Below are 26,415 nucleotides of genomic sequence, written 5' to 3'. Positions count from 1 at the left end.
TCGTCAAGATTACATTGAATGGCACAGACAGAAGTATTCAAGACAGGAATCATCTCATTGAGGAGCGCAGTGACGAGAAATTGTCATGCTGCGTTCTGTAGTCGAGTTAAGAAGGTGACTTCTTAGCTTAGATAACATTTTTGTTGGAATGCGTGGACTGGAAAAACGTCTAGCTCGGTATCCTCAGCTATACTCTCGTATTGGTTTTGCTCATAATTACCGTGCTTTGAGCCAATCACAAATGCGGTTTTTGTTAGAGCATTATTGGGAACACATTGATTTGAGTATAAATCCGAATGATTTTACAGATGCTGAAGCGATCGCAGCAATTACTCGCATTACCAATGGTAATTTTCGCCTTTTAAATCGGCTGTTTCGGCAGATTCAACGCGTAATTAAAATTAACGAACTTAACTGTATCACCGCAGAGGTAGTTGAAGCTGCTAGGGAATGTTTGGTAATTGGGTCTATTTAATGAGTCAAAACAACTATTATTACGCCAAATAACTCTAAAGATTTTACGCCACTTTATTCTGAAAGTTACAATTAGTCTCTTCTTTAAAACTCCTCATTTTTAGCATTGTTTACTATTGCGGTTTAAATAAACACTGTTTATTATACTCTTAATTTATGAGTTTATTAAACAGTGAGCAATGTAATGCTATTAGGTTACGCTCATGTCAGCACCAAAGATCAGAAACTGACCCTCCAGAAAGATGCGTTGCGTTCGCATGGGTGCGATAAAATCTATACCGATAAAGTGAGTGGAGTAAAGGCGGAGCGACCAGGATTAGGTCGGATGCTGAAGAATGCTCGCGAGGGAGATACGATTGTGGTGTGGAAGTTAGACCGACTGGGGCGATCGCTCAAGCACTTAGTCGAGCTTGCAGAAGAATTAAGCCAGCGCGGAATTGGCTTAAAGAGCTTAAACGATCCGATTGACACCAGTACCGCTCAAGGAAAGCTGGTATTTAATATCTTTGCAGCACTTGCAGAATTTGAGCGAGGAATTATCAGCGAGCGTACCAATGCAGGATTATCTGCTGCCAGAGCCAGGGGCAGGCTGGGAGGACGACGACCTGGGCTCTCAGAAGATGCCCAAAGAAAGGCAAGAGTTGCTGAAAGTCTTTATAAAGAAGGAATGCCCGTCAACCAGATTGCCGAGAATTTAAACATCTCTAAAGCCACGCTTTATAAATACCTGCGGTTTCGGAAGGTGGACATTGGTAAGTATGAAAAGCAGTCACCATAAATGTGCAGCAACCTGTTGGACAATTACACTATAGTGTTCGAGACTATGACTTTATAACCAAACAAAGGCTTAACCATTACGTGATCAATACACCAGCTCCCGATAATTATGCTAGCTTCCTTAGTTCCCTTAAAGAGCGCATCCGCACCGCTCAGGTTCGGGCAGCCTTAGCCGTTAATAAGGAATTGGTGCTGCTGTACTGGCAGATTGGTCGAGAGATTCTCGAACGGCAAGATATTGAGAGATGGGGAGCTAAAGTCATCAATAAGCTGGCAAAAGACCTGAAAGCTGAATTTCCTGAGATGAAGGGATTTTCTAGTCGCAATATCAATTATATGCGAGCATTTGCGGATACTTACCCAGATGAGCAAATAGTGCAACAGCTTGTTGCACAAATTCCTTGGGGTCATAATGTCCGCATTCTAGACTCGGTTAAGAAACAAGATGAGCGTCTTTGGTACATCCAGCAAACCATCGAAAATGGCTGGAGCAGGTCTGTTCTAGAACATCAAATTGAGAGTAAATTATACCAGCGACAGGGTAAGGCAATTACCAACTTCGACCAAGCTTTACCTAAACCCCAGTCTGATTTAGCACAGCAAATTCTAAAATCACCCTATAATTTTGATTTCTTGAGTTTGGGAAAAGAGGCACAAGAAAGAGATTTAGAGCGTGCTTTGATTGCCCATATGCGAGACTTTTTACTAGAGTTGGGGGTTGGCTTTTCCTTTGTCGGCAGTCAGTATTTGACCGCTCTCGTCGAGATGTGGTTCTAAATATTTCAGATTTACTCGAAGACAAAATCAAGCCCGATCGCTTTTTCGAGGAAAATTATATTACCAGCGGGATGCACACGCTCATAACAAAAGCTTTTGGCAGGCTTAACAATCAAAATAGTCAAGCAAGTACGTTTCTCTTAGCTCAGGCGATGGGTGGTGGTAAAACCCATAGCATGATTGCCCTGGGACTATTAGCAAAACACCCAGAATTGAGAGATGCTGTTTTAGGTAAGGGTGTAGTCGGTTCTAATGTTGGTTCGGTAAGAGTTATTGGCTTTAATGGACGCGAGGCTGATGCCAAATTTGGCATTTGGGGAGAACTGGCACAGCAGTTAGGCAGAAAAGAGGTGTTTAACGATCACTATGCTCCTTTACAAGCTCCTGGAGTATCGGCGTGGGTCAATCTTCTTCAAGGCGAATCCACACTGATATTCTTAGATGAGCTCCCCCCATATCTTGAAAATGCAGAAACAATAGAAATAGGCAATTCTGACCTTTCAGTCGCTACGGCAACAGCAATTTCTAATCTTCTAGTAGCAGTAGACCGACCAGAACTTTCTAATGTGTGCGTTGTTATCTCAGACCTTACTGCATCTTGGGAAGGTGGTTCGGGACAGCTTAATAAAGCAGTCACAAATCTTCAAAACGAAACAGGTCGTTCGGCTTTACGACTAGAACCCGTCAGCTCCCAAGGTGATGAGGTGTATCACATTCTTCGTACCAGGTTGTTTGAGAAACTTCCCGACGAGTCACTTATCAAAGATGTCGCTAATGCCTACGCCAAATCGGTCAAAGATGCCAAAGAAATGGACGTTACTAATGCCTCTCCCGATTCCTATGCTGCCCAATTGGTAGAGTCCTATCCGTTTCATTTTTCGATGCGAGATTTATACGCTCGCTTTAAAGAGAACCCAGGATTTCAGCAAACGCGAGGGTTAATCAGATTACTGCGGGCTGTGGTGGCAAATATGTACCACACTGGGCAAGCAGAGAAGCGAATGCTGGTGCATCCATACGATCTAGACCTCAATAACGATGAAATACTCTCTGAAGTCAAAGCAATCAACCCCAGTTTGGGTGAAGCGATTACTCACGATATTGCTAAAGACGGTCATTCGGTCGCCGAAGAACTCGATAAAAAGATGGGGGGTACAGACTTTCAAGATGTGGCAAAATTGATTCTTGTTTCTTCTCTGGCAAACATTCCCAACGCTACTCACGGTTTGCGAGAGAGCGATATAGTTGGCTTTTTGTGCGCCCCTGAACGGGACTTATCTACAATCAAGAATTCAGTAATTGACTACCTGCCGACTCAAGGATGGTATCTTCATCGCAGTCAAGATGGACGACAGTTTTTTAAGAATGTCCAGAATCTTGCTGCCAAGCTTCATTATTTAGCAACTTCCTATAACGAACAAACGACGTTAAAGGAACTGAGGTCATACTTAACTGAGTTATTTGAACCAAAGACGAAAGATTGTTACCAGAAATTAGAAGTGCTTCCTGGCTTAGATGAAGTGAGTTTAGAGATCGACAAAGTAACTTTGATCATTACAGAACCAACCAGAAACCCACACCCCTCAAGCAAACTGAGTGACAGTTGGCATAGGTTTGCCGAAGACCAAGAGTTTCAAAATCGCGTCCTCTTCCTAACGGGTTCTCACGAAACAATGGCGCGTATTGTGGAACAGGCAAGACAATATAAGGCGATTCTTTCGATTAAAGCCGAACTCGATAGCGATCGCATTTCACCGAGAGATCCACAGTATGTAGAAGCCGATAAGAGTCTCGATCAGATTCAGCTGAGTCTCCGCAGTGCCTTACAAGAAACCTTTACTACTCTGGTATATCCAGCTAAGGGAGGGTTTCGCACTACCGATTATCGGATTCACTTTCAGGGCAACCATTTTGATGGGGAAACCTTAATTCGTAACACCCTCGAAAAAGTACAAAAGTTTACTACCGATGTAGGGTCACAAACCTTTACTAAAAAATGCGAAGCTAGGCTGTTTGCAGGACAAAAAACCTCTTCCTGGAATGAAGTGAGGAGACGGGCTGCCACAAACACAGACTGGAATTTTCATCATCCCAAAGCCTTAGATGAGCTTAAAAAGCAAATGCTCGAACAGGAAATTTGGATTGATGAAGGTGGAGCGATTAACACGCAACCACCTCCGCCAGAGACATCTGTGGGAGTTAAAGAGATTAGTCGTGATGATGAGACGGGGGAAGTAACGCTCAAGATAAGCCCAATTTATGGGGATGATGTGAAATACGAGATTGGGGAGAGCGAACCAACCAGTGCATCTTGTTCGGTAGCTAACGCACCTGGAGGATTTAAAGCCTTTAAGACTAAAGACCTCTGTATTACGTTTAAGTGTTTTGATACCCAAGGCAAAAACGTTCAGGGTGCTTCTGCCCCTTGGAAAAATAGGATAGTACTCAAGCATCGAGTCTTTCAAAATTCTAATGACTGGCAAATCGAATTTAAAGCGATTCCAGAAGGCAAGATTCGCTACACCACCGACGGTTCAGATCCCAAGTCTTACGGCGGGAGTTACGACAGTCCTTTTACAATTCCCGAATCAAGTCGTTTCGTGCTGGCTTATGCCGAAAGTGGAGGAGTCTCCTCTGAAGTCGAGAAAATAGATGCCGAACAGTTTCGCAAAAAAGGAGGGATTCTTGACATAATTACGGCTGACAAGGCAGCAACCTGGAGATGTAAAAAACAGGGGCTTACCGCCAAAGAAGCATTTGAATTAATTGAACAGCTAGAGAAGTACCAAGGGGAAGCCTACGGAGTAAGTTTGGAGGTTCGAGCCAACGATGACTCAGGAGCGGTCAGCTATGATGCTGCGCCTGACCGTAAGTTTAGCGGAACACAAATCAGAGAACTAGTTGCCTACCTCCAAAGCATTTTTAAAGATGGTCGGGGGAGTCAAGTCTTGATTGACGTGGAAAAAATCACCTTAGAGCGCGGTCAGTCCTTAAAAGACTGGTTTGCAGCCCTGAAACATCAACCAAAACCTGGGGAGGTACAGCAAAATGACATCTAAGAAAAAATCAGTTCTTGGTTTTGGGTTTAGTAACGAACAGACCGAGCATTGTTTTTTAGTAACACTCCCAGCTTCAAAAGCTAAGGACGCGAAAGTCTTAATCTCGGAACATTTTCATTATCAACCTGGAAGTGATGAGCCTGCTGAAATGTCTTTTAAAGATGAAGACAGGCAACTAAAAGTCATGCTTAAACGCTTTGCATGGTCACAAATTGAAGAAGAGGTAAAAGCTGAATTTAATCGCCGTCTGCGAGCAATGGGAGTCAAAACTGGTCGCTGGCTTACTAAAGGACAAGTTCCTGTAGACCGCACCTTGGGTAAAGAGCTGACGCTTCTTGCGTGGGCAATTGAAGATGCAGACCCTGCCCTGATTCCCACTGCTATCCGTAACTGGTTGGGGCTTGCTCCCGAAGAAAGGTGGTGGCTGTACACGATGACCAATGCTGCTACAGGTCACGCAACTAACGATCGCGATCGGGGATGGCGAAAAGCTGTCAGATTTGCTCTTACAGAGAATCCAGTAATGGAAAGTGTTTTGCGGAATCGAACTAGCGAATTTGAATTGACATTATCGGGTAGATAAGGGGCTAAAGTAGTGCAGAAAGCATTTATTGAAGAGCAGTTTCCAGTTTCTTTGATTTCTAAGGAAAGTTATAAGGAGCGAAAAGCTAACCTTGGTCAGACACTGACAGGACTTGGCAAGTGGTGGGGGAGAAAACCACTGATTCTCGTGCGTGCAGTAATTATCGGATTATTGATGCCCGCTTCTAACGAGCCGAAAAAGGATCGAGAAATTTTCCTAAAAATTCTGACAATGGATGCTGATGGTTTGTGGCAACGCTGCAAAGGTGTAACCGCAAAAAGTGTCTATGAATGGTCATCAGATGCAGAGAAAGAAAAATACTTTAACGTTAGTGGCAAAAGTGTTAGGTGGAACAATCAGAATCAGAAGGAAGAACGAGATCGCCTGACCCGAAAATACTTTGATAGTCTCAGTTATGATGAAAAGCTAAATTATTGCGATCGCCCCGAACAAGTTGGAGAACCAAGCAAAGAAGCATGGACTGAAATTAACGCTCATCTAAAAACATCAGCTAACTCAATTAGCGATGTAGTCAAAGAGTTAGGAGAAAAACGTTTTGGTCACGTTCCAAAAGTAGGAGATGCCTTTTGTGGAGGTGGCTCAATTCCTTTTGAAGCTGCACGTATTGGCTGTGAGGCTTATGGATCTGACCTAAATCCCGTAGCAGCCCTTTTGACATGGGCAAGTCTTAATATTGTTGGTGGTAGTGAAGAAACACAAAACAAAATAAAAGAAGCCCAAGAAAAAGCTTTTATTGAAGTAGACAAACAAATTGCTGAATGGGGTATAGAGCATAACGATAAAGGTTGGCGGGCAGATGCTTACCTTTATTGTGTAGAAGCAAAAAGTCCTGCAACTGGATATTTAGTTCCCCTCGCTCCAAGTTGGGTGATTGCCGAAAAGAATAAAACTGTCGCTGTCTTAATTCCCGACCATGATAACAAGCGTTACAAGTTTGAAATTGTTGAGAATGCCGATAAAGAAACATACGCTAAAGCAAAAGAAGGAACAGTTAAAAAAGGTCGTTTAATCTGTCCAGAAACAGGTGATGATTTTGCGATTTCTGAGATTAGAGGAGATAGACGGGTTGACGGGAAAACTATCTACGGATTAAGGCTCTGGGAAAATGATGACCTTGTTCCCCGCCCTAATGATATTTTCCAAGAAAGGCTTTATTGTGTCCGTTGGGTTGAAACTTATACCGATGAACAGGATCAAGAGAAAAACAGAAAGCATTTTTCTTCGGTAACAGAAGCTGACTTAGAGCGCGAAAGAAAGGTATTATCATTGCTCGAACAGCGATTTGAAGGGTGGCAAGAAAAAGGTTTTATTCCTAGCAAGACAATTGAACACGGTGATGAAACTACCCGATTATTTCGCGAACGTGGATGGACGCATTGGCATCATCTGTTTAATCCAAGGCAACTTTTATGGCATGGAGCTTTATTAGAGGCAATTGAAAGAGTAATAAAAAGAGAATCTAGTCATTACAAAACTACTTTGTTGGCAAACTTACTTTGTGTGGGATCATGTTGTAACTGGAATTCCAAGCTATGTACTTGGAACGTTAGTCAAAAAGTTAGTGCGTTTGGAAAATCCGAGCAAACTTTTGCAAACCAAGCATTAAACACTCAGTATAATTATCCAATCCGAACTGGAGAACTAATGCGGAGTTCTTTTGTAAAAGAATTTGTCACGGCAACTGTTAGTAACGATAAATTTATTGCCTCAACTTATGATGCCCGTTCATCATTTAATTTTACGAATGATTTATGGATAACAGATCCTCCTTATGCAGATGCCGTTAACTATCATGAACTTAGCGGATTTTTCTTGGCTTGGTACAAAAGATTTCTCTCTTCAGTTTTTCCAGAATGTTATCCAGATTCTAGAAAAGCATTAGCTGTTTCAGGCTCAGGTGAAGACTTTAAAAAATCGATGGTAGAGATTTACTCTAATCTTTCCCAACATATGCCAGACAATGGTATGCAGGTTGTCATGTTCACTCATCAAGATCCTTCGGTTTGGGCAGATCTAGGAATGATTCTCTGGGCTGCTGGGCTTCAAGTAAGCGCAGCGTGGACAATAGCAACCGAGACATCTTCGGGATTAAAAAAAGGTAACTACGTTCAAGGTACTGTCCTTCTAGTACTCAGAAAACGCTTAAACGATGATGTAGCATTCCTCGATGAAATTTATCCACTTATTGAAGATGAAGTTCGCGAACAACTTGATAAGATGCTGGCTATTGACGATAAAGATGCCCCTAACTTTGGCGACACCGACTATCAGCTTGCTGCTTATGCTGCTGCCTTGCGGGTACTGACTCAGTATGGCGAAATTGAAGGAATGGACATCAAACACGAACTTTTCCGCGATCGTCAAAAATCAGAAAAGTCTGAATTTGAAAAGGTAATCGACCGCGCCGTAGAAATTGCCTGTAACCACCTCGTTCCCGAAGACTTTTCCGAGTTTTATTGGAAAAGTCTCACTGCCGATGAACGTCTTTATCTTAAAGGTGTGGAACTAGAAAAGCACGGCGAATTTAGGAACGGTGCTTATCAAGAATTAGCCAAAGGGTTTGGAGTACGTGACTATAATTTCCTATATGCCAAAACTAAATCCAACGAAGCTCGGTTTAAAACCGCTTCAGAGTTTAAACGCTCGCACTTAAAGAGCGAGGGCTTCGATCAAAGTCTTGTACGACACTTGTTATTTGCAGTCTTTGAGACAGCAAGCAAGGAAACCGTTCAAGAGGGTTTAAGTTACCTCAAGGTAGAAGTACCTGACTACTGGAATACTCGTAAGCGATCGCTGGAAATCTTGCGCTACTTGAGCCGATTAGAACATATTCCCCATCTTCCTCACTGGCAGAAGGATGCAGAAGCTGCCCGCGTTTTAGCTGGGGCAGTGGAAAACGATCACGGGTGAGGTAATAAATGCAGCGTTATTCGTCACGGCGACAAGGTTTAGATCTCCAGTTTATCAATCCAAAACTCCAAGGGGCAGTGAGCTACGATCGCATTGCTGGTTTTTTTCGCTCCAGTATCCTAGAAGTAGCAGGGGAAGCACTAGAAAAATTAGAAGGCACAATTAGAGTTGTTTGTAATTCAGATCTTTCCGTTCAGGATGTCGAAACCGCCAAGGCTGCCCAACAAGCAATTCGTCGCTCTTGGTGCGCGGGAGAACCTGAAAAATCACCTCAACTATCCCACCCTCGCTTTGCCAGATTATTTGAATTTTTAACTCAGGGCAAAATGCAGGTGCGGGTACTACCCGATGAAGTATTTGGACTGATTCACGGCAAGGCAGGAGTTATAACCTACACAGACGGCAGTAAAACCAGCTTTCTAGGTAGTGCCAACGAAAGCAAAACCGCCTGGAAACTAAATTACGAACTGGTGTGGGAAGATGATAGTCCCGACACGATCGCCTGGGTACAAGAAGAATTTAACGCTTTATGGAATCACCCCCATGCAGTACCCCTAGCAGATTTTGTTATCCAGGATATTAACCGTATCGCTCACCGCGTAGTAATAGATCGCCAGCAATGGCTAGAAGAAGCACAACCAAACCCTGCTTCTGCGGTAGTTGAAACACCGATGTATCGCCAAGAATTAGGCTTATGGGCACATCAAAAGTTCTTTATCAAAAAAGCATTTGAAGACCACCTCAAGGGAAGTGCGCGGTATATTCTTGCCGACCAGGTTGGATTGGGAAAAACTGTACAGCTTGCCATTTCAGGATTGTTAATGGCTCTACACGGCAATAAGCCCGTGCTGGTAATTGCTCCTAAACCCCTGGTGCTACAGTGGCAAGGAGAGCTAAAAGATTTAATCGGTATCCCTTCAGCGATTTGGGATGGTCGGCAATGGATTGATGAACAGGGTCTGGAGTACCCTTCTAAAGGTGCAGAATCCATTAGAAATTGCCCCCGTCGAATCGGAATTATTTCTCAAGGACTCATTACTTCAGGTTCAGAAATAGTTGATTTCCTAAAAGCGATGAAATTCGAGTGCATCATTGTCGATGAGGCGCATCGAGCAAGGCGTAAAAAAATTAGCGACAACAGCCCCAATGAGCCAGCAGACCCTAATAATCTGATGCGGTTTCTATTAGAAGTAAGCGATCGCACTAAAAGCATGATTTTAGCTACTGCTACCCCCGTACAGCTTCATCCCATTGAAGCCTGGGATATGCTCAACGTACTTGGTGTCGGTAGCCAGCAGGTACTGGGTAATGAATGGAGTAACTGGCGCAAACCAGCAGAAGTAATTCCCATAGTGATGGGGGAAAAAACAATTCCCGAAGACATTTATGAGGCGTGGAGTTGGTTAAGAAATCCCCTCCCACCTGCGAGCGAAGACCGCAGCTTTCGCAATATTCGCCGACGTTTAGGAATAAAAGATGATGACTATGTTGCTCCTGGTGATTCTATTAAGAAGCTAACTCTCCCCGACATTACCAAGGTGAATAAAGTGCTTTACGATTATGGGCGACAGCACAATCCTTTTATTCGTCATATTGTCAGAAGAACTCGTGCTTATTTAGAAACCAAAATTGACGACTCTATAGGTGAGCCATACTTAAAGCCCGTTCGTGTCAAACTATTTGGCGAAAGTAGCAATGAATCATTAGTGCTACCGTTTTATTGCCGACAAGCCTATCAACACGCGGAAGAGTTTTGCGAACTTCTAGGTCAAAGAGTCAGATCTGCTGGACTGTACAAAACGCTGCTTCTTAGAAGAATCGGCAGTACGATGGCTTCGGGGCAAAAGACTATCGAGAATCTGCTCAAAAAAAATGAGCAGGAAACGGAGAATCGCTCGACCTTCTGGGATGAAGAAGACGAGGAGTTAGAAGATAACGTCAATAATAGTGAGTTTCGTAACCTCTCTGGCGCAGAAATAGAGCTGTTGCGTCAATGTCGTCAGTTGTTAGAAGATAATCAAGAAAAAGACCCCAAGTACCGAGAGGTCAAGCACTACCTCTTAGAGAAGGGTTGGCTGGAGTTAGGGTGCATCATCTTTTCACAATACTACGATTCCGTGATGTGGCTCGCTATGCAGCTTTCAGCCGAGGACTTACGAGACGAAAAAATAGGGATCTATTCAGGAGAAGCTAGATCGGGAATTATCGAACAAGGTCTCTTTAAACGTCTGGCACGGGATGAGATTAAGCAGATGGTACGTCGAGGTGAATTACGCTTAATTATCGGCACGGACGCTGCCAGCGAAGGGCTAAACCTGCAAAGACTAGGAACGCTGATTAATCTCGACCTTCCCTGGAATCCAACTCGCTTAGAGCAACGTAAAGGACGTATTCAGCGAATCGGTCAAATAAGGGATGAAATATTTATTCTCAATCTTCGTTACCGAGATTCTGTAGAAGATCGGGTTCACGAATTACTCTCATCACGACTAGAGGAAATTCACGGTTTATTCGGTCAAATTCCAGATGTTTTAGAAGATGTCTGGGTTAATCTCGCTGTCGGTGAAGAAGAACAAGCAAAAAAACTAATTCAAAATATAAAGCCAGCACACCCCTTTGATGAACGGTACAGTCAAATCGAGAATATCGAGTGGGAAAGCTGCTCGAATATTTTAAATGAAGCCGAAAAACTTTCGGTACTTCGCAAGGGGTGGTAGAGAGAATTAATGTTTTGATAAATGAGGAAAGTCCAAAAAGTTATGTCTGAACCTTTTACTATACGAATTTTTGTACCTGACGGCGACCCTGAAGGGGTGCGGATTATAGATCGAATGAACTGGACGGGAGTTGGCATTGCTTTCCCCCGATCTGAATGGCGTGAGGTTAGGAATCGCTCAGAATTTTGTAAAACTGGAGTGTATATTCTGGTAGGCTATCAAGAGGAAGATGATGAGCTACAGACGTTATACATCGGGCAGGGAGACGGCATCAAAAATAGGATTGAAGCGCATTACCAAAATAAGGATTTTTGGAATTGGGGTATAAGTTTTGTTTCCAACAGTGGAGGTCTCAATCGCGCTCATATCACATGGTTGGAGTATGCGCTTATAGAGCGAGCAAGTCAGGCTGGTCGCTGCCATCTTGATAATGGTAACGCCCCTCAAGAACCTGCCCTTACCGAATCTGAAAGAGCGGACGTGCAGGGATTTCTCAAAGAAATTATTCAAATACTACCTTTAGTGGGACTGCGGGTTTTTGAAATTCCCAAGCCAGTAGCAGAACCAAAAGAAACAGCGATTAATTCTGTTAGTGTTACCAATCAATTAATTAACGATACGGTGATAGTACCAGCTAAAGAGGAGGGCTTCAAGCGAGTATTTCTGAATCAAAACTGTTGGTATGCTATCCGCATCGGCGGTGGAATGCTTAATAAGATCAGATACATTGCTGCCTACCAGACAGCACCCGTTTCTGCTATCACTCATGTTGCTCCAGTCGAGCGCATCGAACCATTTGGTGATGGTGGTAAATACAAGCTCATCTTTTCAAAGCCTGCCAGCGAAATATCTCCCATACCCTTCAATGATGCTCCCAAAGGATGTATGCAGGGGTTGAGATATACGAACCTAGAAAAACTCAAACAAGCCTCGAAGCTTTCAGATATTTTATAGATAGCTGAAAGCTCATTTTTATTATTTGCATTCTAATAATCCTCCAATCAGTATCGATTTAATAATGTAATTCGGCACAAAATTGTTTGCTAAAAGCCCAACCACAATCTCTTTGATTACAGAAAAGCCTACATGACTCGTTTCTTCTAATAAATCAAAATACGGTTTGAGCTTCTCTAGAGTGTTAGGTGATGATTCATTTGAACTATTGTCTGTACTTTCAGGGCAGTTATCGACCGTATCCACCACTCCCTCTAAAGGATGAATATCCCTTTTTAGGGGGGGGGTGGTCACAGTCGAGTCTGGCTGCTCAATCCCATACTGCGAGGGTATTATAGCCTGATAAATCCGATTTTGTTCTTCGATTTCCCGCTCCCGTTCGTCTTTTTCAATTCGCTGTCGCTCCCTGTACTGCAATACTTCTACAGCAAAGACTAATTCTTCAACTGACAAACTGTAATAGCGAACCTGTTGCCCCCGTCTGCCTTTTTTGTGACCAATCATCTTTAATCCCAGTTGTCCTAGCAATACTCCTAGTAACCACATTGGTGAGCAATTCTGGGGAATAGTGAGGTTAAGAACGGCTTTAATCTGGGCGCGAGCCATCACAGCAGTTTTGGTCATCTGCACCACATCGGAATCAGTGGCACTAATTTCTTCCCCTGCCAGTAATCGAGCTAATATCTTAGGTAAACCCAAAATATGACGGGCTAGCCATTTGCTAGAGTAGTTATGCCAATCCATACATAGGGGTAGGTTATCTCGTTCTCTTAAATCCCTTTGAGCTACAATTTGTGGTGGTGCGGGGTACTTTTTACCCGTAACAGAATCGATAATTTCTCCTTCAGAGGGTAATAGTAGCGATTCTAAGGCAATTAGTTGACTAATCAGATAACCCCCAGCATCCCGTTTGACTAACTCTTCAGTTACGGGCATTCCGTAATCGCGCTGAAGTCGATATTTTTCGCACTCAACAATTTCTTCAGGTTGAAGAAAATCTTTAGATTGACGGCTTAGGTATTCGCTACTACTGATATTCGCTGCTTGAACTACAGCTAACTGATGGGCGGTATCCAAAAATTGACCAGCTTCTTTTAACTCCATCGCAACTAAAGGATCGGCTTCTGATTCGCCATTCGTTAGGTTGTACCCCATCTCGCCCAACAGGGAATGTAGATCATCCCGTAGATTATTGATCGAACGGTTGCGGTTGGCTTCAATTTCACAATAAGCATCTAACGCCCAGTCTTTTTCTGCGCCTCTTCTGCCAGTTTCGGGGTCGATGCGGATTAAAAATGCCGTCATCTGGTTAAGCTCAAGCATCCGCTCCTTAATTTTGGCAGCATTGGTTTCTTTGTACCCAAAAGGCGGACGGGGAGCGACCCAGATATGTAAGGGAACTTGGGGACGATAGCGGTGGAGAGATTGGGCGCATTCAGTGGCAGTTTGGCTTACCGCGTGGAATGCGCCGAATACCGCATCAAAATGGTAATTGGGAATATCAACTCCCGTACCTAAACTGGGTGAAGCTAAGAGGACATCCACCTTTTTAACTTCTTCGGAAATATCCTTGATAAACGCCACATTCTCTTCACTACCACTATTTTCGGCGTGTATCGACCAAATGCGTAACTTATTCTCCGAATTGCTGTCTAATTGACCTTCAGTGCCGAAAAGTGGTCGATCGTCGAATACCTTGACTGTCATGGCAGCTTCTAGTTTCTTGATAAACTTCTTCGAGTCAGAAACCACCATGATTTTTAAGCCCAGCATCAAGGCGGTAAAAATCTTAGAAACCAAAGCACTATTATTGTCTCCTTCGTAAAAATAGACCGTCCTGCCAGTTTCCTTGTAATCATTTTTAATAATAAAAGGAACTTCACCGAATGGGCGCATGGCACGGAAGAAATCAACGGTCAGATCATCCATATGGGCATCGGCTAACACAACTAATTTAGCTTTGCGGATCAAAAATTCTAAAACCTCTAAAATTTCTGCCCGATGCTCCCGACAGGTTTTACTATGAAGCAGATGTGCCAAATACTGACAGGCTTCATCGATAAAGATACATCCGTACTCATTAAGCTGAGTTTGCAGTTTGTGTAAGCTATCAACGGTAATTGAAAGCCCCACTGCTTTAGCTAAATTTCCTTGAGAAATGGCAGAATACATCTGTGTATTGAGCCTTTGGGAGAGGTTTTTGAGCAGGTTGACCCGATGACCGAGATTGAGAAAGCGCATCTGCGGGTACAACTCGCGGAATTTTGCCATGAGTTCGGTTTTACCCGTCCCCATACCACTCCAGAGAACCACCAGTCCCATAGTTGGCAGGCTTACAGCGTTGCTGAGAAATCGAGTAGTGAGTTTTACATTGGGAGGATATTTATTACTGAGTCCCCGTTTCTTGGGAAAACAGAGCCGTCGGTAATCCTTGAGGCTGTAAGCATCATCGATAATCGCGCTCAATAAGCTTTCTGCGTCTTCACCACGAGCGGTGACAAAATCATCAACGCCCTTTTCAACGCCAGGTAAGATTGCTACTTCACACTCACACTCCTTCGCTTCAATTGCCTGACCAGTGCGGAGAGTCGCCTGATAAATAGCGTAGCGGGTTTTTGGTTTGGTTTCGTAATCAAAAAGGATGGTAAATTTACGCCCCTTTTGAGCCATTGGCAGCAAGTCAGGATGTAGTCTTTCTTGTCCTTTTTTACCTACCCGTCCATTCCAAATACCAGGCAAGGCGATCGCCACAAAGCCCATTGAAAGTAAACAGGCAGCCTTTTTTTCTCCTTCGGTAAAGATAATTGGGATTTCAGGATGCTGCTGTACCCACTCCCAAAAGCATAAGGGTTTGGTTCTGGCGGTTAAACGTTGAGCTAGGGGAGACAGGTAACGCTTAATGCCGTAGCGTTGGGCTACCTTATCCCAGATATGCTGGGGAACGTTGAAATAGGTAACTCTGTTAGCGACTTTTGGGGGAGACTCATATCTAATTGGTTTGCCTTTACTGCCAATAATCCTCGGATTGTCGGGCTTATATCTACCCCAAATCATCGGCAGCCAGTTATTCAAGGGGTCAAGCCCCGAACTCCACCATCCCCCATCTTCTAGGGTAGAGTAGCGATTTAACCACTTATCCCTTAATCTGCCGTCATTTCGGCGTTCGGAACGAGAAAGCCCATAAAGCAGGTACTCGTAGGTCGTAAATCCCGACAGAGAAATTAAGTTAAGAGTTGTTAACTGCTCGTCTACCGAGCTTTTAAGCCACTCAGTTAAGTGGTGAGGGGCAATGTGGGCATTTTGGTTGTGGTCGCTTTCAGACGGAAGTTTCATAGGTCGGCTTCATTACTAAGTTTTACGATTTGAAGCGATTGAATCGTAAAGACCAATAATCGTGCTAACCTGAACTATAATTAGATCAAGTCAGCACACTATTGGTTGATATTGGTTTTGGCTAGTAGTAGTCACGACAGTTCATTACTAAGTGAACAAAGGATAAGTCAGATTCGACCTTTCAAGCGAGCTTATTAAATGCAAATTAATAAGTATCGCGGTCAAAAATGATTTATTCGTAACATGGCAAGAATTAGGTTTTTGGGAAAAAACTAGGCTAATTCTCTGCTTTTCAATTAGACAAAGAAACGTTAATTTCGCGATTTCTGGAGCTTGCACCTTCCAGTAGTCGCGATTTTGCGTTGTATGTCTTAAAGGCGGTCGTTTCTCTTAATTAAGAGACAACAGCTTCTTGATGCAGTCGCTTCAACGGGTCACAGACCCGCAACGCGGACGCGAAGCTAATCCTTTAGGGCAGCATCGCTTTTACATAGCTTCAAATAAAATCGCTTCATCCCGAATTATCTACTATTTCGCTGCCCAAAATCGAGCAAAACCGCCTCAGCTTAAAAAGAGTTATTATTTTGCGGTGTTTTCTTCTTGGTTGTGGGGGTGTCATCAAACCGCGATTTTTTCACAGGAGAAAGCATGGAAAGGCTTGAAACCGCACCTTTTACCTGTTCGGGTGTCACTTCCAGATATTTCTGAAGCTCAGTTAAACTTTTGTGACCGCTTATCTCCTGAATAATTCGTAACGGAATTCCTTCGTTACTCATCAAAGTCAGAGCAGTACGTCTAAAACTATGGGTACTTACTCCCTGAACTTCTACCTTACGGCAGGCTTTTTGCAGAACTCGGCTGGCAGATCCAGGATGAAGATGTCCCTGGTTGCCTAAGCCTGGGAAGTAATGCCAGGTGCGGGGAGATGGGTAATACTTAAGCAGCATTAAGCGTAAATCTTCAATTACTGGGATACATCTAGTACCTAATTTCCCCTTGGTGTCGCCTTTTCTGAAGATGATTTCGGGTCGGACTTGTCCTAAACGGTAATAAACGTCGGTAGTTCTTAAGGTGACGCATTCGTTAATTCGACAGGCGGTATAGAGGCAGATGGCGAACATGGCGCGATCGCGATCATTGTGGAGTCCCTCATAAAATACGAGGTTAATTTCTTCAGTTGTGAGTATTTTTGCCTTGCCATGCCGATCTACTTTCATTTAGTTCATCTCAGCACCCGATAAATCTATCTTATAGAATTCAGGACATATAAAGAAAGTGTTGGCGGAATTTTACTGAAGATATGGGGCAGGTGCGAGCCTTCGGCTACGCGAGCGCGTAATCGCTTTGGCAGATACCGTATAGAAGGATGAATTTTACCAAGTTCAGGAGTTGACTATTTCCTTGGGGCTAACTGGAGTAATTTCTGGGCTGAAGCGTCGAAAATCTTTGACGTTGAAAGTCAGGATCTGACTTAATCGATGAACCAGCATAAACGCCACCAAGCGAGTATCGTGAACCTTTGTCCCTTTTACTTCATAGGTGGTCACTAACCGTTCCCATTCGGGAAATATGGCTGGAGTATCGGGAATAAAGATAAATAACCTTTTTAAACGGTCAACTTCAGCTCTGGTTCTCTCAGGGGTAAATCCCAAGCCGTTTCTCTCGGCTGGACGAGTACAGACATTCCATAACTCAATCAAATTTTGTGGGGCAATAATTACCTGTTCCCGACCAGCATTTAAGATGTCAATCGCTGCTACTGTTTCAATGTGCATCGGGTCATTAGGACTAATGGTTCGTAGCAGGATGTTTGTATCTAATAGATAAGCCATTACCAGCGATCTGGGTACATATTTTCCCTGCTCATTGCTTCATCACTAAGAACGGGTATATCTTTCCCCTTATGGCTATTTACCCAATCATGGAATTCTGCCGACCATTCTTCATGGGTAGAGTTGGTGTAAAACGAAGCCGAAGCCAAATCATCGCGGGTGTTCTCTTCTTTTGTATGACTCAAGCGATCTATTAATGCTTTCAGATGTGGTTTAATCTCCTCTGGCGAACGAGAGGTAATCTTTGACAGTGTGCCGACGATTTTTTCAAGCTCTTGGCTGCTATTTGGGGTGGGAGTATCTTGAGATCTTGGATTCATTGTGCTGCTATCATCACTTCAAAAAAAGCTGCTGGGATTATTGGGCTGCTATATATATTGTCTCATTTCTACTATTGGCATTCAATTAAATGTAATGAATCCGTCTTAAATAACCTTATGATTGTTGTGTTTGATTTGTAACTGAGTCAACTTTAACTGCGAACGCTGAAAATCTACTATTATCAAAGGCTCAATCCTCTGCCCGTATCTGGTTCATGTCGAGGCTGCCTATTAACTTCATTGCTTCGATTCTGATTAGACCAATCAAACGTATTTACTAAATCCTGATTCCAATCGATAGATGAAGGCGTTTTACGGACTGCATTCGGCAACTGAGCTTTAACTCTTTGAGCCATCAAATCACCAGAAGGGTCATTATCTACCGCAATCACCACATCCTTAACTTCTGCCAAATACTCAGTGGGAATCTGACCCGCCCCGTCGGTAGATAAGTAAAGTGTCTTGACCGAATCAGTTCGCTCTAGCACCGCTAAAGACATCGCATCAATAGGAGACTCGACTAAAACTACTCTTCTAACTGGATCGCTCGATTGTTCTCCCTTGGTAAAGTAAAACCACCCTTCTTTCCTCTTTGAACCTTTAGCTAATCCTTTAAATTGATTATCAGATCCTGCCGTACCTCTAAGATTAGCCCCAGTGATTTTATTTTCATCCTCGCGCGTGCTGTAGGCGAGGAAACCTCGCCCAGTTCGCTCGTCCAATGAACGACGAATAAACACCGCATTTTGATTTTGATCTGCATAAATTAATCCCTGTTCATGGAGTCTATCTACTAAGCCACTAGGTAACTTTCTTGTACGAGTTAAATATTGTTTTACGTACTGCCATTTACTCTGTGCGGGTACTGGTGGCACAAATTCTCTTACTGGTTCGGTTCTAATTATTTCTCTAGTTTTATAGGTAACAGCTTCGATGGTTGCGCTTTCACCTAGACGCTCATTCAACCAGGCTACCGATTGTTTATAGTCACATTCATTAATGTGCATCACTAAATCGATTGCTCCACCTCCACCCTTCATCTGTTTCCAGTCGTAGAATTTACTACCTGTGATGTTAATGGTATGGTGTTCATTCTGCCACTTATGTTTATCCTTGGGATCTGGTTCTAAACCTAATTCATATGTCACATCTTTTAACGGTAAATCTCGCACCGATTTAGCGATGTCTGCATACTTATTTTTCCAGTTGGTTAATTCTCGATTCTGAGATTTAATTTTAATTTCAGCTTGGTTTAATCGCTGAATTAATTCTTCCTTATCTCTCGATAATAGTTTGGCGGTAATTAAAGCCTGTTCTTTTTCTTTGATTGCTCTTTGTCTGTCGGCTAACTGATGCTCGATAGTTGACCTGTCTAAAGTTAAATCTGGAGATCTATTAACAGCAGCATAGTAATGTTGAATTTTAGTATGTTTGGCTCTACTGCCTTTGATACCTCGTTCTAGTCCTAAAGGTGAGAGGGCTTCGGCGTAGCTATCTTGAAACTTACTCAGTTTTTCTCGCCCACCAAATATTCCCCGACAGTTGAGTTTACCTTTTTCATCTAGAGGTACAAAATAAGCATGAACATGGGGAGTTGATTCATCTAAATGTAACTCGGCTCGCACAATGCGATCGCCATACTCTTTATCTAACCAACTATGTACTGCCTGTTGGAAATCGGCTAATCGCTCTGGTTCGTAATAGCCTGCTTGACTGGGGTTATCTGGTCGGAAATATTCAGGAGAGGCGGTTAATAACATCTCTACACAGAGGACGGCATTCTTGCGGATGGTTTGGTCGCCAATGCGTTCTCTGACGATGGTTTCTAAGCTAGGCAGATTCATTGAATCTGGTTGACCAATAAAGCGAATGTTACTAATCTCTGGGTTGGCGTTTGGAGTTTGATGCGCTCTTCTGGTATGCTGACCTGAAGCACCGACATTTCCTGACTTGAGTTTGGCTATTCTGGCGATGGCGTGGGGCATTGTTTTTTTCTTTCCCAGTTGTGGTGTAGTCTGAAGGTAAAGAAATTTACCGATTGGCGAACGGAATAATTTTAGCGCAGCGGTGCCGAAGGCAAAAATTGTGTAGTGAGTAGTACCGTCATTTACAATTTTTTCTCTCTCGGATAAATGCTACTGGGAAAAGAAGAAGATCTTTAAACTGCGATACTTTAGTTTACCAAAGTTCAATTTAAGCGACTTGCTATTTGTGTGATTATTAATAGTATGGCAATAAATCACAGACGCGAATACTGGAGTAATCGGCGATGGTTAAGGCTAAACCCAATCAGAAAATTCATGTTAATAAACTCACTACTGTATTAGATAAATTAGACCAGCTAGAATCTAAACCAGTTGAAGAACTGACTCTGCGAGAAAGTATTTATTTTCTTCGAGGTAAGTTGAATAGTGCTTTGAAGAAAGGTTATAGCTATGAGGATTTGTCGTCGATTTTAGCCGAACAAGAGATTTTAGTTTCTGCTGCCACTTTGAAACTGTATTTAACTGAGAATAGTAAAAGTAAGAATAAGAAATCGTCTTCGCGAAGAACTCAAAGTAAATCTAGTTCTAAATCGACTTCAGTTTTATCAACAAATGTTACTGATTCTAAAGAAGAGTTAGGGACTGGTAATTCCGATGCTGGAATTAATAGGATGAAAGAGAATATGGATTCAGAACAAGCAGTTAATTTAAATCCTTTGAATCAAACTAAATCATCTCGTAATATGGGCAAGAAGGTTTCTGCTAATAATCAGGCAATAGCTAAAGGGTCTAAGAATGTTACTAAACCTAGAGTCTTATCTGGTTTTGATGATGATTTATCTGGTGACTTTAATGATTATTAGCAAAGAAAAGGAGCAAGATGGCAGTTATTCATTTGATTGATGGTGAGAAGGGGGGAGTAGGTAAGTCTTTTGTGACTAGAGCGATGATTCAGTATGGATTAGATCGTTCTTTGCCTTTTGTGGCGGTGGAGACAGATCGTTCTAATCCTGATGTGAATCGTGTCTATCAGAAGCAATGTCAATTTGCTGTTTTTAGTGAGGATGAGAAGCAGGCTAGTAAGGCAGATCGGATTTTTGAGATGGCAATGGAGCAGCCTGTGATTGTTTCTTTGCCGAGTCAGGTTAATCGGGCAGTTACGGCATGGATTGAGAATAATCAGTTACTTGAAATTGGTCAGGAGTATGACGTTAGTTTTTGTAAGTGGTTTGTGACTAACGGTGAGTATGACAGTATTCGACTTTTTCAAGCTTCAGTAGACCATTATGGTGAGCAGATGACTCATGTTTTGGTGAGAAACTTTGGGCTTTGTGATGAGTGGTCCCAGGTTGATGATGATAAGTCCCTGACTAAGCTGATTGCGGGGTATGGGGTGAAAGTAATTGATTTTCCGAAGCTGGGTTATCAGGAACGGTATTTGATTAATCAGAAGCAGTTACGTTTTGATGATGCTACTAAGTCATCTGATTTGACTGTGTTGGGTAAGCAGCGGGTAGTTAATTTTCTTAAGGCTGCTTATGCTGCTTTTGACAGTACTGGGGTTTGGGCAATCGACTCAGAGACAGAATCAGCGTCAGCATCTTGATTTGTTAAAGCTAACAGCCCTAAAGGACATTGTGCCCTTGTGGTATTAGCTTCGCGTCCTAAAAGCTAAAAGCTAACAGCTATTTAAAAAACTAGAAACCCAATTCACAACGAGGAATTAAATGAGTCTGCTTGATGGTAGTGCGGCAAAAGCCAGAAAGATTATTGATTTTTGTATGCCGAATGAGCCGCCTGAGATGAAGGCAAAGGTGTTTGAGATTGTTAATCTCAGTGGATTGGAGCCAAATGACCCAATGTTCATGGTTTTGCTCTCAACGGGACAGATACGGGTGTTCTTAGAAGCTGCTCCCAGAGAATTACGTCGGTTGTTAGAGGAATGGAAGCTTGAAATGGTCAAAAGCTTTTCTAGGCTAATGTCTGCTATGACTCAGATCTCTGAACAACAGCAGGAGCAGGCTCTCGTGCTCGAGGAAAAAATGGAGACTGTTAGTCAAAAGTGTGTCTCCAATATCAAGGAGGCAGGCATGAGTACGGTGGGGGCGATGGCTGAGGCCAATAGTGAGACTTTAGAGCAGGTAAAAGAGACTAAACAGCAGAATGAGGAACTATCTAAAACATTAGCCACACTCCAGGCTGAAGCTAAAGCAGACAGAGAAAAGAATATTGAGAACATGAATGCTTTGATTGTGTGGATGAATAAGACAGTTCAAAGACAGGAAAATGTAAATCAGCAAATTAATGATTCTTACGCCGATCTTAGAAAACTTCAGCAAAAGACTTTATGGTTTAAGTTCGCTGATTGGTATTCCCCTTTATCAGCTTTAGTTATTGTCGGAGGAGCCTGTTTTATCGCTGGCGGTTGGTTGACCTTCCAAAAGTACAATGGTGCTATCGACCAACTTGGGCGGAATATTGCAACCTGGAATCTCGATCGCATCGTTAAGTGTCAAGACGATAAAAATCCTAAATGCACAGTTTGGATTGTTCCTCCTGGTTCTCCCGAACGTGAAGGAGTAGAGTAAAAGATAATTTCAGAAATTGTCGAAAGAAAAATACGATTAAAGCCGGTACGTCCAAGTCTAAATGAAAGATGTGGAAAGGCACAACCGATTGGTCAAATCAAAGTTCATAGAGTCTCATATCAGTTTAAAGTTATTAATTTTCACCGAAAAATTGTTCGCCTTTTGAGGTTATCTGACTTACCCTTAACTCAGATAAATTTAATATCTAAATAGATGAGCAAAATTATCGCTGTTGCCAATCAAAAAGGTGGCACTGGCAAAACCACTACTTCTGTCCATCTTGCTTACTGGCTTTCTCAACGAGGTCAGGTGTTAGTCGTAGATGCCGATGCCCAACAAAGTAGTACCACTTGGCTTGAAGACTTGAATTTAAAAGTAGAGATTATTAACGATCCTGATGATTTATTTGAGCGACTACCCCAGCTAAAAGAAGAATATGGTTTTGTGGTGGTGGATGGTCCTGCAAGCATGAGCGAAACTACCCGTGTCATTCTTACTCGTGCTGACATAGCTTTAGTACCCTGTAGACCAGCAGGATTGGATATGCACAGCAGCAACCGCGTGATTAGATTAATTCGCCAGGCTAGAGATTTGCGTGGAGGTATGCCCTCTGCTGCCTTATTTTTAAATCAAGCCAAAAAGGGAACAGTGTTACTCAGAGAAGCTCAAGCTGCTTTAGCCACAAGCGGTATTGATTTATTAGATGAAGTAATCTATGACCGACAGGTAATCACAGACGCACCCAGTCAAGGTCAGGTAGTCTGGCAAATGGGCGGTAGTGCAGCCCATAGTGCAGCAACAGAATTCAATCGACTCTTTGAAGAAGCTTGGGAGAAACTCAGTGGCGAGAACTAGAAAACCAGTCGAAGACTTTATTTTTAGAGGAGAAAAAACAGGAACAGTACAGGTTGCTTTTCTAACGGACATTAAGTTACCTGACTATCAACCGCGACAGTATTTTGATGAGACGAAGTTAGAAGAGTTAGCCCAAACTATTAAAAAGCACGGAGTTTTAGAACCGTTATTGGTGCGAAAACTGCCCAGTCTGAATCAATATGAATTGGTAGCGGGGGGCAGACGCTATCGCGCATCAAAGAAAGCTGGTTTAACGGAAGTACCAGTTATTGTTCGCGAATTGAGTGATGAGCAAGCAATTGAAATTGCCATTATTGAAAACCTTCAACGGGAAGATTTGAATCCTGTAGAGGAAACTGAAGGCATTTTAAAACTGTTGTCAAAACGCCTGAAAACCAATATAGAACAGGTTTCTCCCCTACTCCATCAACTACAAAAACAGGTGCGGGGTAGGTCAGCCAATAACGTTATTGGCTCGTCACAAGTTGAGTCTATTCAAGGTGTTTTTGACTCTCTCGGGTTGATGGAATTGGATTCATTCATTAGTAATCGTCTACCTTTACTGAATCTACCAGTCGATATCCTCGAAGTTCTCAGAGCAGGGAAAATTGAATATACTAAAGCTAAAGCGATCGCTCGTCTGGGCGATCGAGAAACTAGAACTCAATTATTAGAATCAGCGCTCGCCAACTCATTATCATTGAGTCAAATTCGCGAACTGGTTAAAGCAGAGCAAATTCCCAAGCAACAGTCAGAATTAAAAACTCGCTTTGACACTACTTATAAGGAAGCCAAGAAAGCGAAGAAACTTTGGAGTGATTCAAAAAAGCGAAAACAATTAGAATCATTGTTGTCAAAATTAGAGAAGCTGATTGCCGAAGAAAAGTATTGAGTAAGAACCTCCACCATCCACTGCTATAACAAATAAACTAAAGTTTAATTTATTCAGCGATCGCCAGAATTCCCCGAAATTAGCATTTCGGGGAATTTGAGCCGAGGCTAATATAAAACCTGCAAAATAATCTGAAAAGCATTTGCCAAAAGTTTACTCTCTTGGGCGAGCTTGTTGCCACTATTCATACCAATATAATATAAGTCGATTTTTTTTGATGGGAATGGGAACACTAAACATAGTGTAGCGATCAAGCATTAGATGGCAACTATGAACAATTCTTATGAAGACTGGGGCTATAAATTCACATACAAAGCAAGCAAAAATTTTGTTCTAGATATTGAACCAGCTTTAGAAGAAAATTTAGAGTTCCAAAACCCTCAAAATATTGCCGAACAATTAATGTTAGACCTCTTTTGTCAAACTCCTCGGCTATTTTATCTAACTCGTCAAGGACAGGGGAGAGAACCAGGTGAACAAAAATGGGGACTAACCATAGCGACAGACTCAGATGGGCTTAAATTACCTGAAAGACTAGAAGAGCGGGGGTTAACTTTAGGATTAAGAGCTGCTGTCAGTTCAAATGGAGAGGGTGGTTTAAAAATACTCTCCACTAAATTGCTTCCAATGCATAAAGGAAAGCAAGATGCTTTCAGTGCGCCGTTTTATCTTCGTCTTCGCTCTAATTATAAATATGGTATTGGAGTACCACACGAAATAATAGAACGTATGGCAGATATGCCATTTAAACAAGATTGTATCCCAACAGAACAACAGTTAAAAGCTTGGAAAGCTTTTGTGGGAGTTGAAGAACGTCTAGCTAAAGAAAAACAATTCTGCGTACCTTTTGTCAGTCATAATTATGGTGAAGCAACCAGAAATATTACTTTTGCTGTTGATGCTGAATCGGCAACTTTAAACGGCAAAGCTGAAAATTATCTTGCTTTAGATGATTTTTGGCAAAGAGCTAAACGGGCGCATAATCAAAACATCAAGCTGTTAGAAAATAATTCAAGTAATAGTGATGGAAGAGAATTAGGAACGATTGAATCAATAGATTCTGAAAAGAATTTTCTCAAAATTAGTTTGGATTCTGAGATATTTGATTCCCTTGCTGAAGGACATTATGAATTACTACAAGAAGGACTGCTATCTTTCGAGGCGCGTGGCGATCTCACTCAAATTAAACGGAAGAAACAAGCTTTAGAAAACTTAGACAGGGGAAAAACGCAAAATCCCTATTTAGGTCAGTTTTTGTTTGATGCTGACCAAGCCAGAGAACCCAGAGAAATAGTCCAAATTCAGCCACAAGATTTATTACTGAAAACTACTAATTCCTCTCAAAAAGCTGCCGTAGAGACAGTGCTGTCTGCACCAGATTTAGCATTAATTCAAGGACCACCAGGAACAGGTAAAACCACTGTAATTGCAGAGATTTGCTATCAGGTTGCTTTACGAGGAGGACGTACATTAATCGCTTCTCAAGCTAACTTAGCCGTAGATAATGCTCTGTCCCGACTAAAACATAATCCAGCAATCCGCGCTGTTAGAAAAGGAAACAAAAGCTCTGTTGGACTGGAAGGAGAGCCATTTCTCGAAGAGAATTTAATTGAAAATTGGTTGCAAAATACCTCCGCAGACTGCGAACAACGGCTTAACGCTCAACTTGAAGTTGCTAAGATTCTTCGTCAGTTATTAGCATCATCAGAACAATTCGCTACTTATCTCATAACAGAAAAAAAATTCGAGTCAAAGCAAAAGCAATTAATAACTCACAAACAAATCCTAGAGACAAATTATCAAAACAAACTAAACGCCCACAAAATCGCCCAAGATAAACAACAGAAAATTGGGTTGTGTCGCAAAAAACGCAAATATCTATGTAGTATAGTAAGAACTGATAATAATACTCACGACCTCGACTCTTCTGATGAATTCAAAACTACCTTTCCAATGGCGACATTTCCAACAAGAAATTATTCTACTCAACCTGCGCTGGTATTGCCGTTATCCTCTCAGCTACAGGAACTTAGAGTCAATGATGTTGGAACGAGGACTTGAAGTCGACCATAGCACCATTAATCGTTGGGTTCTTCATTATGCGACACAATTAGATCGGCGTTGTCAGCCTCATCTCAAGTCTACCAATGACTCTTGGCGTGAGGTACGAGACCTATGTAAAAGTTAAGAAACAGTGGAAGTATTTGTGAGGACACGGGTGGCGAGGTTGCCTCGCCACCGTGAGCTGTCCGTATCGTGCAGTGGATAGTCAAGGCAATACAATCGACTTTTTGCTGACAGCCAGACGAGATGCTGAAGCTGCTAAACGCTTTTTCAT

At 42.4% G+C, this 26,415-nt stretch carries 19 protein-coding genes and 1 pseudogene; 15 read left to right on the top strand and 5 right to left on the bottom strand.

What is annotated here, in order from left to right; translation table 11 throughout:
- Window positions 1-148: 148 nt before the first annotated feature.
- From V6C71_08420 to V6C71_08385, 8 genes are all read left to right on the top strand, one after another.
- On the top strand, window positions 149-475 hold the full coding sequence (locus V6C71_08420) for a hypothetical protein (protein ID HEY9768522.1): 327 nt from the start codon (window positions 149-151) through the stop codon (window positions 473-475).
- Between the two features lie 183 nt (window positions 476-658).
- Window positions 659-1,252: a recombinase family protein gene (locus V6C71_08415; GenBank protein ID HEY9768521.1), complete on the top strand. Its 594-nt coding sequence runs from the start codon at window positions 659-661 to the stop codon at window positions 1,250-1,252.
- 2 nt (window positions 1,253-1,254) lie between these two features.
- Window positions 1,255-2,028, top strand: a complete 774-nt coding sequence (locus V6C71_08410; GenBank protein ID HEY9768520.1) for a PDDEXK nuclease domain-containing protein — start codon at window positions 1,255-1,257, stop codon at window positions 2,026-2,028.
- Window positions 2,019-5,087, top strand: a complete 3,069-nt coding sequence (locus V6C71_08405; protein HEY9768519.1) for a DUF499 domain-containing protein — start codon at window positions 2,019-2,021, stop codon at window positions 5,085-5,087. The genes V6C71_08410 and V6C71_08405 overlap by 10 nt, the downstream gene beginning before the upstream one ends.
- Window positions 5,077-5,670 carry a DUF3780 domain-containing protein gene (locus V6C71_08400; protein HEY9768518.1) on the top strand — a complete coding sequence of 198 codons (594 nt, stop codon included), beginning with the start codon at window positions 5,077-5,079 and terminating at the stop codon, window positions 5,668-5,670. The genes V6C71_08405 and V6C71_08400 overlap by 11 nt, the downstream gene beginning before the upstream one ends.
- Before the next feature lie 12 nt (window positions 5,671-5,682).
- Window positions 5,683-8,601 (top strand): anti-phage-associated DUF1156 domain-containing protein, encoded by a 2,919-nt coding sequence (locus V6C71_08395; protein HEY9768517.1) that lies wholly within the window; start codon window positions 5,683-5,685, stop codon window positions 8,599-8,601.
- 8 nt (window positions 8,602-8,609) lie between these two features.
- The gene (locus V6C71_08390; GenBank protein ID HEY9768516.1) at window positions 8,610-11,318 is read left to right on the top strand and encodes a phospholipase D-like domain-containing anti-phage protein; all 2,709 of its coding nucleotides are present in this window, start codon (window positions 8,610-8,612) and stop codon (window positions 11,316-11,318) included.
- A gap of 42 nt (window positions 11,319-11,360) precedes the next feature.
- Window positions 11,361-12,272 carry a GIY-YIG nuclease family protein gene (locus V6C71_08385; protein HEY9768515.1) on the top strand — a complete coding sequence of 304 codons (912 nt, stop codon included), beginning with the start codon at window positions 11,361-11,363 and terminating at the stop codon, window positions 12,270-12,272.
- A 21-nt stretch (window positions 12,273-12,293) separates the two neighbouring features.
- Here V6C71_08385 and V6C71_08380 read toward each other — a convergent pair whose 3' ends face one another.
- The 5 genes from V6C71_08380 to mobV form a co-directional block, all read right to left on the bottom strand.
- Window positions 12,294-15,605, bottom strand: a complete 3,312-nt coding sequence (locus V6C71_08380; protein HEY9768514.1) for a plasmid replication protein, CyRepA1 family — start codon at window positions 15,603-15,605, stop codon at window positions 12,294-12,296.
- A 566-nt stretch (window positions 15,606-16,171) separates the two neighbouring features.
- Window positions 16,172-16,822, bottom strand: a complete 651-nt coding sequence (locus tag V6C71_08375) for a site-specific integrase (GenBank protein ID HEY9768513.1) — start codon at window positions 16,820-16,822, stop codon at window positions 16,172-16,174.
- A 165-nt stretch (window positions 16,823-16,987) separates the two neighbouring features.
- Window positions 16,988-17,437: a PIN domain-containing protein gene (locus tag V6C71_08370; protein HEY9768512.1), complete on the bottom strand. Its 450-nt coding sequence runs from the start codon at window positions 17,435-17,437 to the stop codon at window positions 16,988-16,990.
- A complete protein-coding gene (locus V6C71_08365) occupies window positions 17,437-17,757 on the bottom strand; it encodes a hypothetical protein (protein HEY9768511.1) in 321 nt (106 codons plus the stop codon). Before V6C71_08365 ends, V6C71_08370 begins: the two co-directional genes overlap by 1 nt.
- Window positions 17,758-17,939: 182 nt before the next feature.
- Window positions 17,940-19,742, bottom strand: coding sequence for a MobV family relaxase (gene mobV / locus V6C71_08360; GenBank protein ID HEY9768510.1), 1,803 nt, complete (start codon window positions 19,740-19,742; stop codon window positions 17,940-17,942).
- A gap of 284 nt (window positions 19,743-20,026) precedes the next feature.
- Here mobV and V6C71_08355 point away from each other — a divergent pair, with 284 nt between their 5' ends.
- From V6C71_08355 to V6C71_08325, 7 genes and pseudogenes are all read left to right on the top strand, one after another.
- The gene (locus V6C71_08355) at window positions 20,027-20,605 is read left to right on the top strand and encodes a hypothetical protein (protein ID HEY9768509.1); all 579 of its coding nucleotides are present in this window, start codon (window positions 20,027-20,029) and stop codon (window positions 20,603-20,605) included.
- A gap of 17 nt (window positions 20,606-20,622) precedes the next feature.
- Window positions 20,623-21,348, top strand: a complete 726-nt coding sequence (locus tag V6C71_08350) for a mobilization protein (GenBank protein HEY9768508.1) — start codon at window positions 20,623-20,625, stop codon at window positions 21,346-21,348.
- A gap of 121 nt (window positions 21,349-21,469) precedes the next feature.
- Window positions 21,470-22,330: a DUF6753 family protein gene (locus tag V6C71_08345; protein HEY9768507.1), complete on the top strand. Its 861-nt coding sequence runs from the start codon at window positions 21,470-21,472 to the stop codon at window positions 22,328-22,330.
- A 213-nt stretch (window positions 22,331-22,543) separates the two neighbouring features.
- Window positions 22,544-23,185, top strand: coding sequence for a ParA family protein (locus V6C71_08340; protein ID HEY9768506.1), 642 nt, complete (start codon window positions 22,544-22,546; stop codon window positions 23,183-23,185).
- A complete protein-coding gene (locus tag V6C71_08335) occupies window positions 23,172-24,077 on the top strand; it encodes a ParB/RepB/Spo0J family partition protein (protein ID HEY9768505.1) in 906 nt (301 codons plus the stop codon). The genes V6C71_08340 and V6C71_08335 overlap by 14 nt, the downstream gene beginning before the upstream one ends.
- Window positions 24,078-24,347: 270 nt before the next feature.
- Window positions 24,348-26,138 carry an AAA domain-containing protein gene (locus tag V6C71_08330; protein ID HEY9768504.1) on the top strand — a complete coding sequence of 597 codons (1,791 nt, stop codon included), beginning with the start codon at window positions 24,348-24,350 and terminating at the stop codon, window positions 26,136-26,138.
- A pseudogene (locus V6C71_08325) lies at window positions 26,053-26,415 on the top strand (IS6 family transposase). The gene V6C71_08330 and the pseudogene V6C71_08325 overlap by 86 nt, the downstream one beginning before the upstream one ends.

The organism is Coleofasciculaceae cyanobacterium (assembly GCA_036703275.1).
GTDB lineage: Bacteria > Cyanobacteriota > Cyanobacteriia > Cyanobacteriales > Xenococcaceae > Waterburya.
Note: the sequence above shows the minus strand (reverse complement) of the source record. Positions and strands in the feature narration are given on the sequence as shown.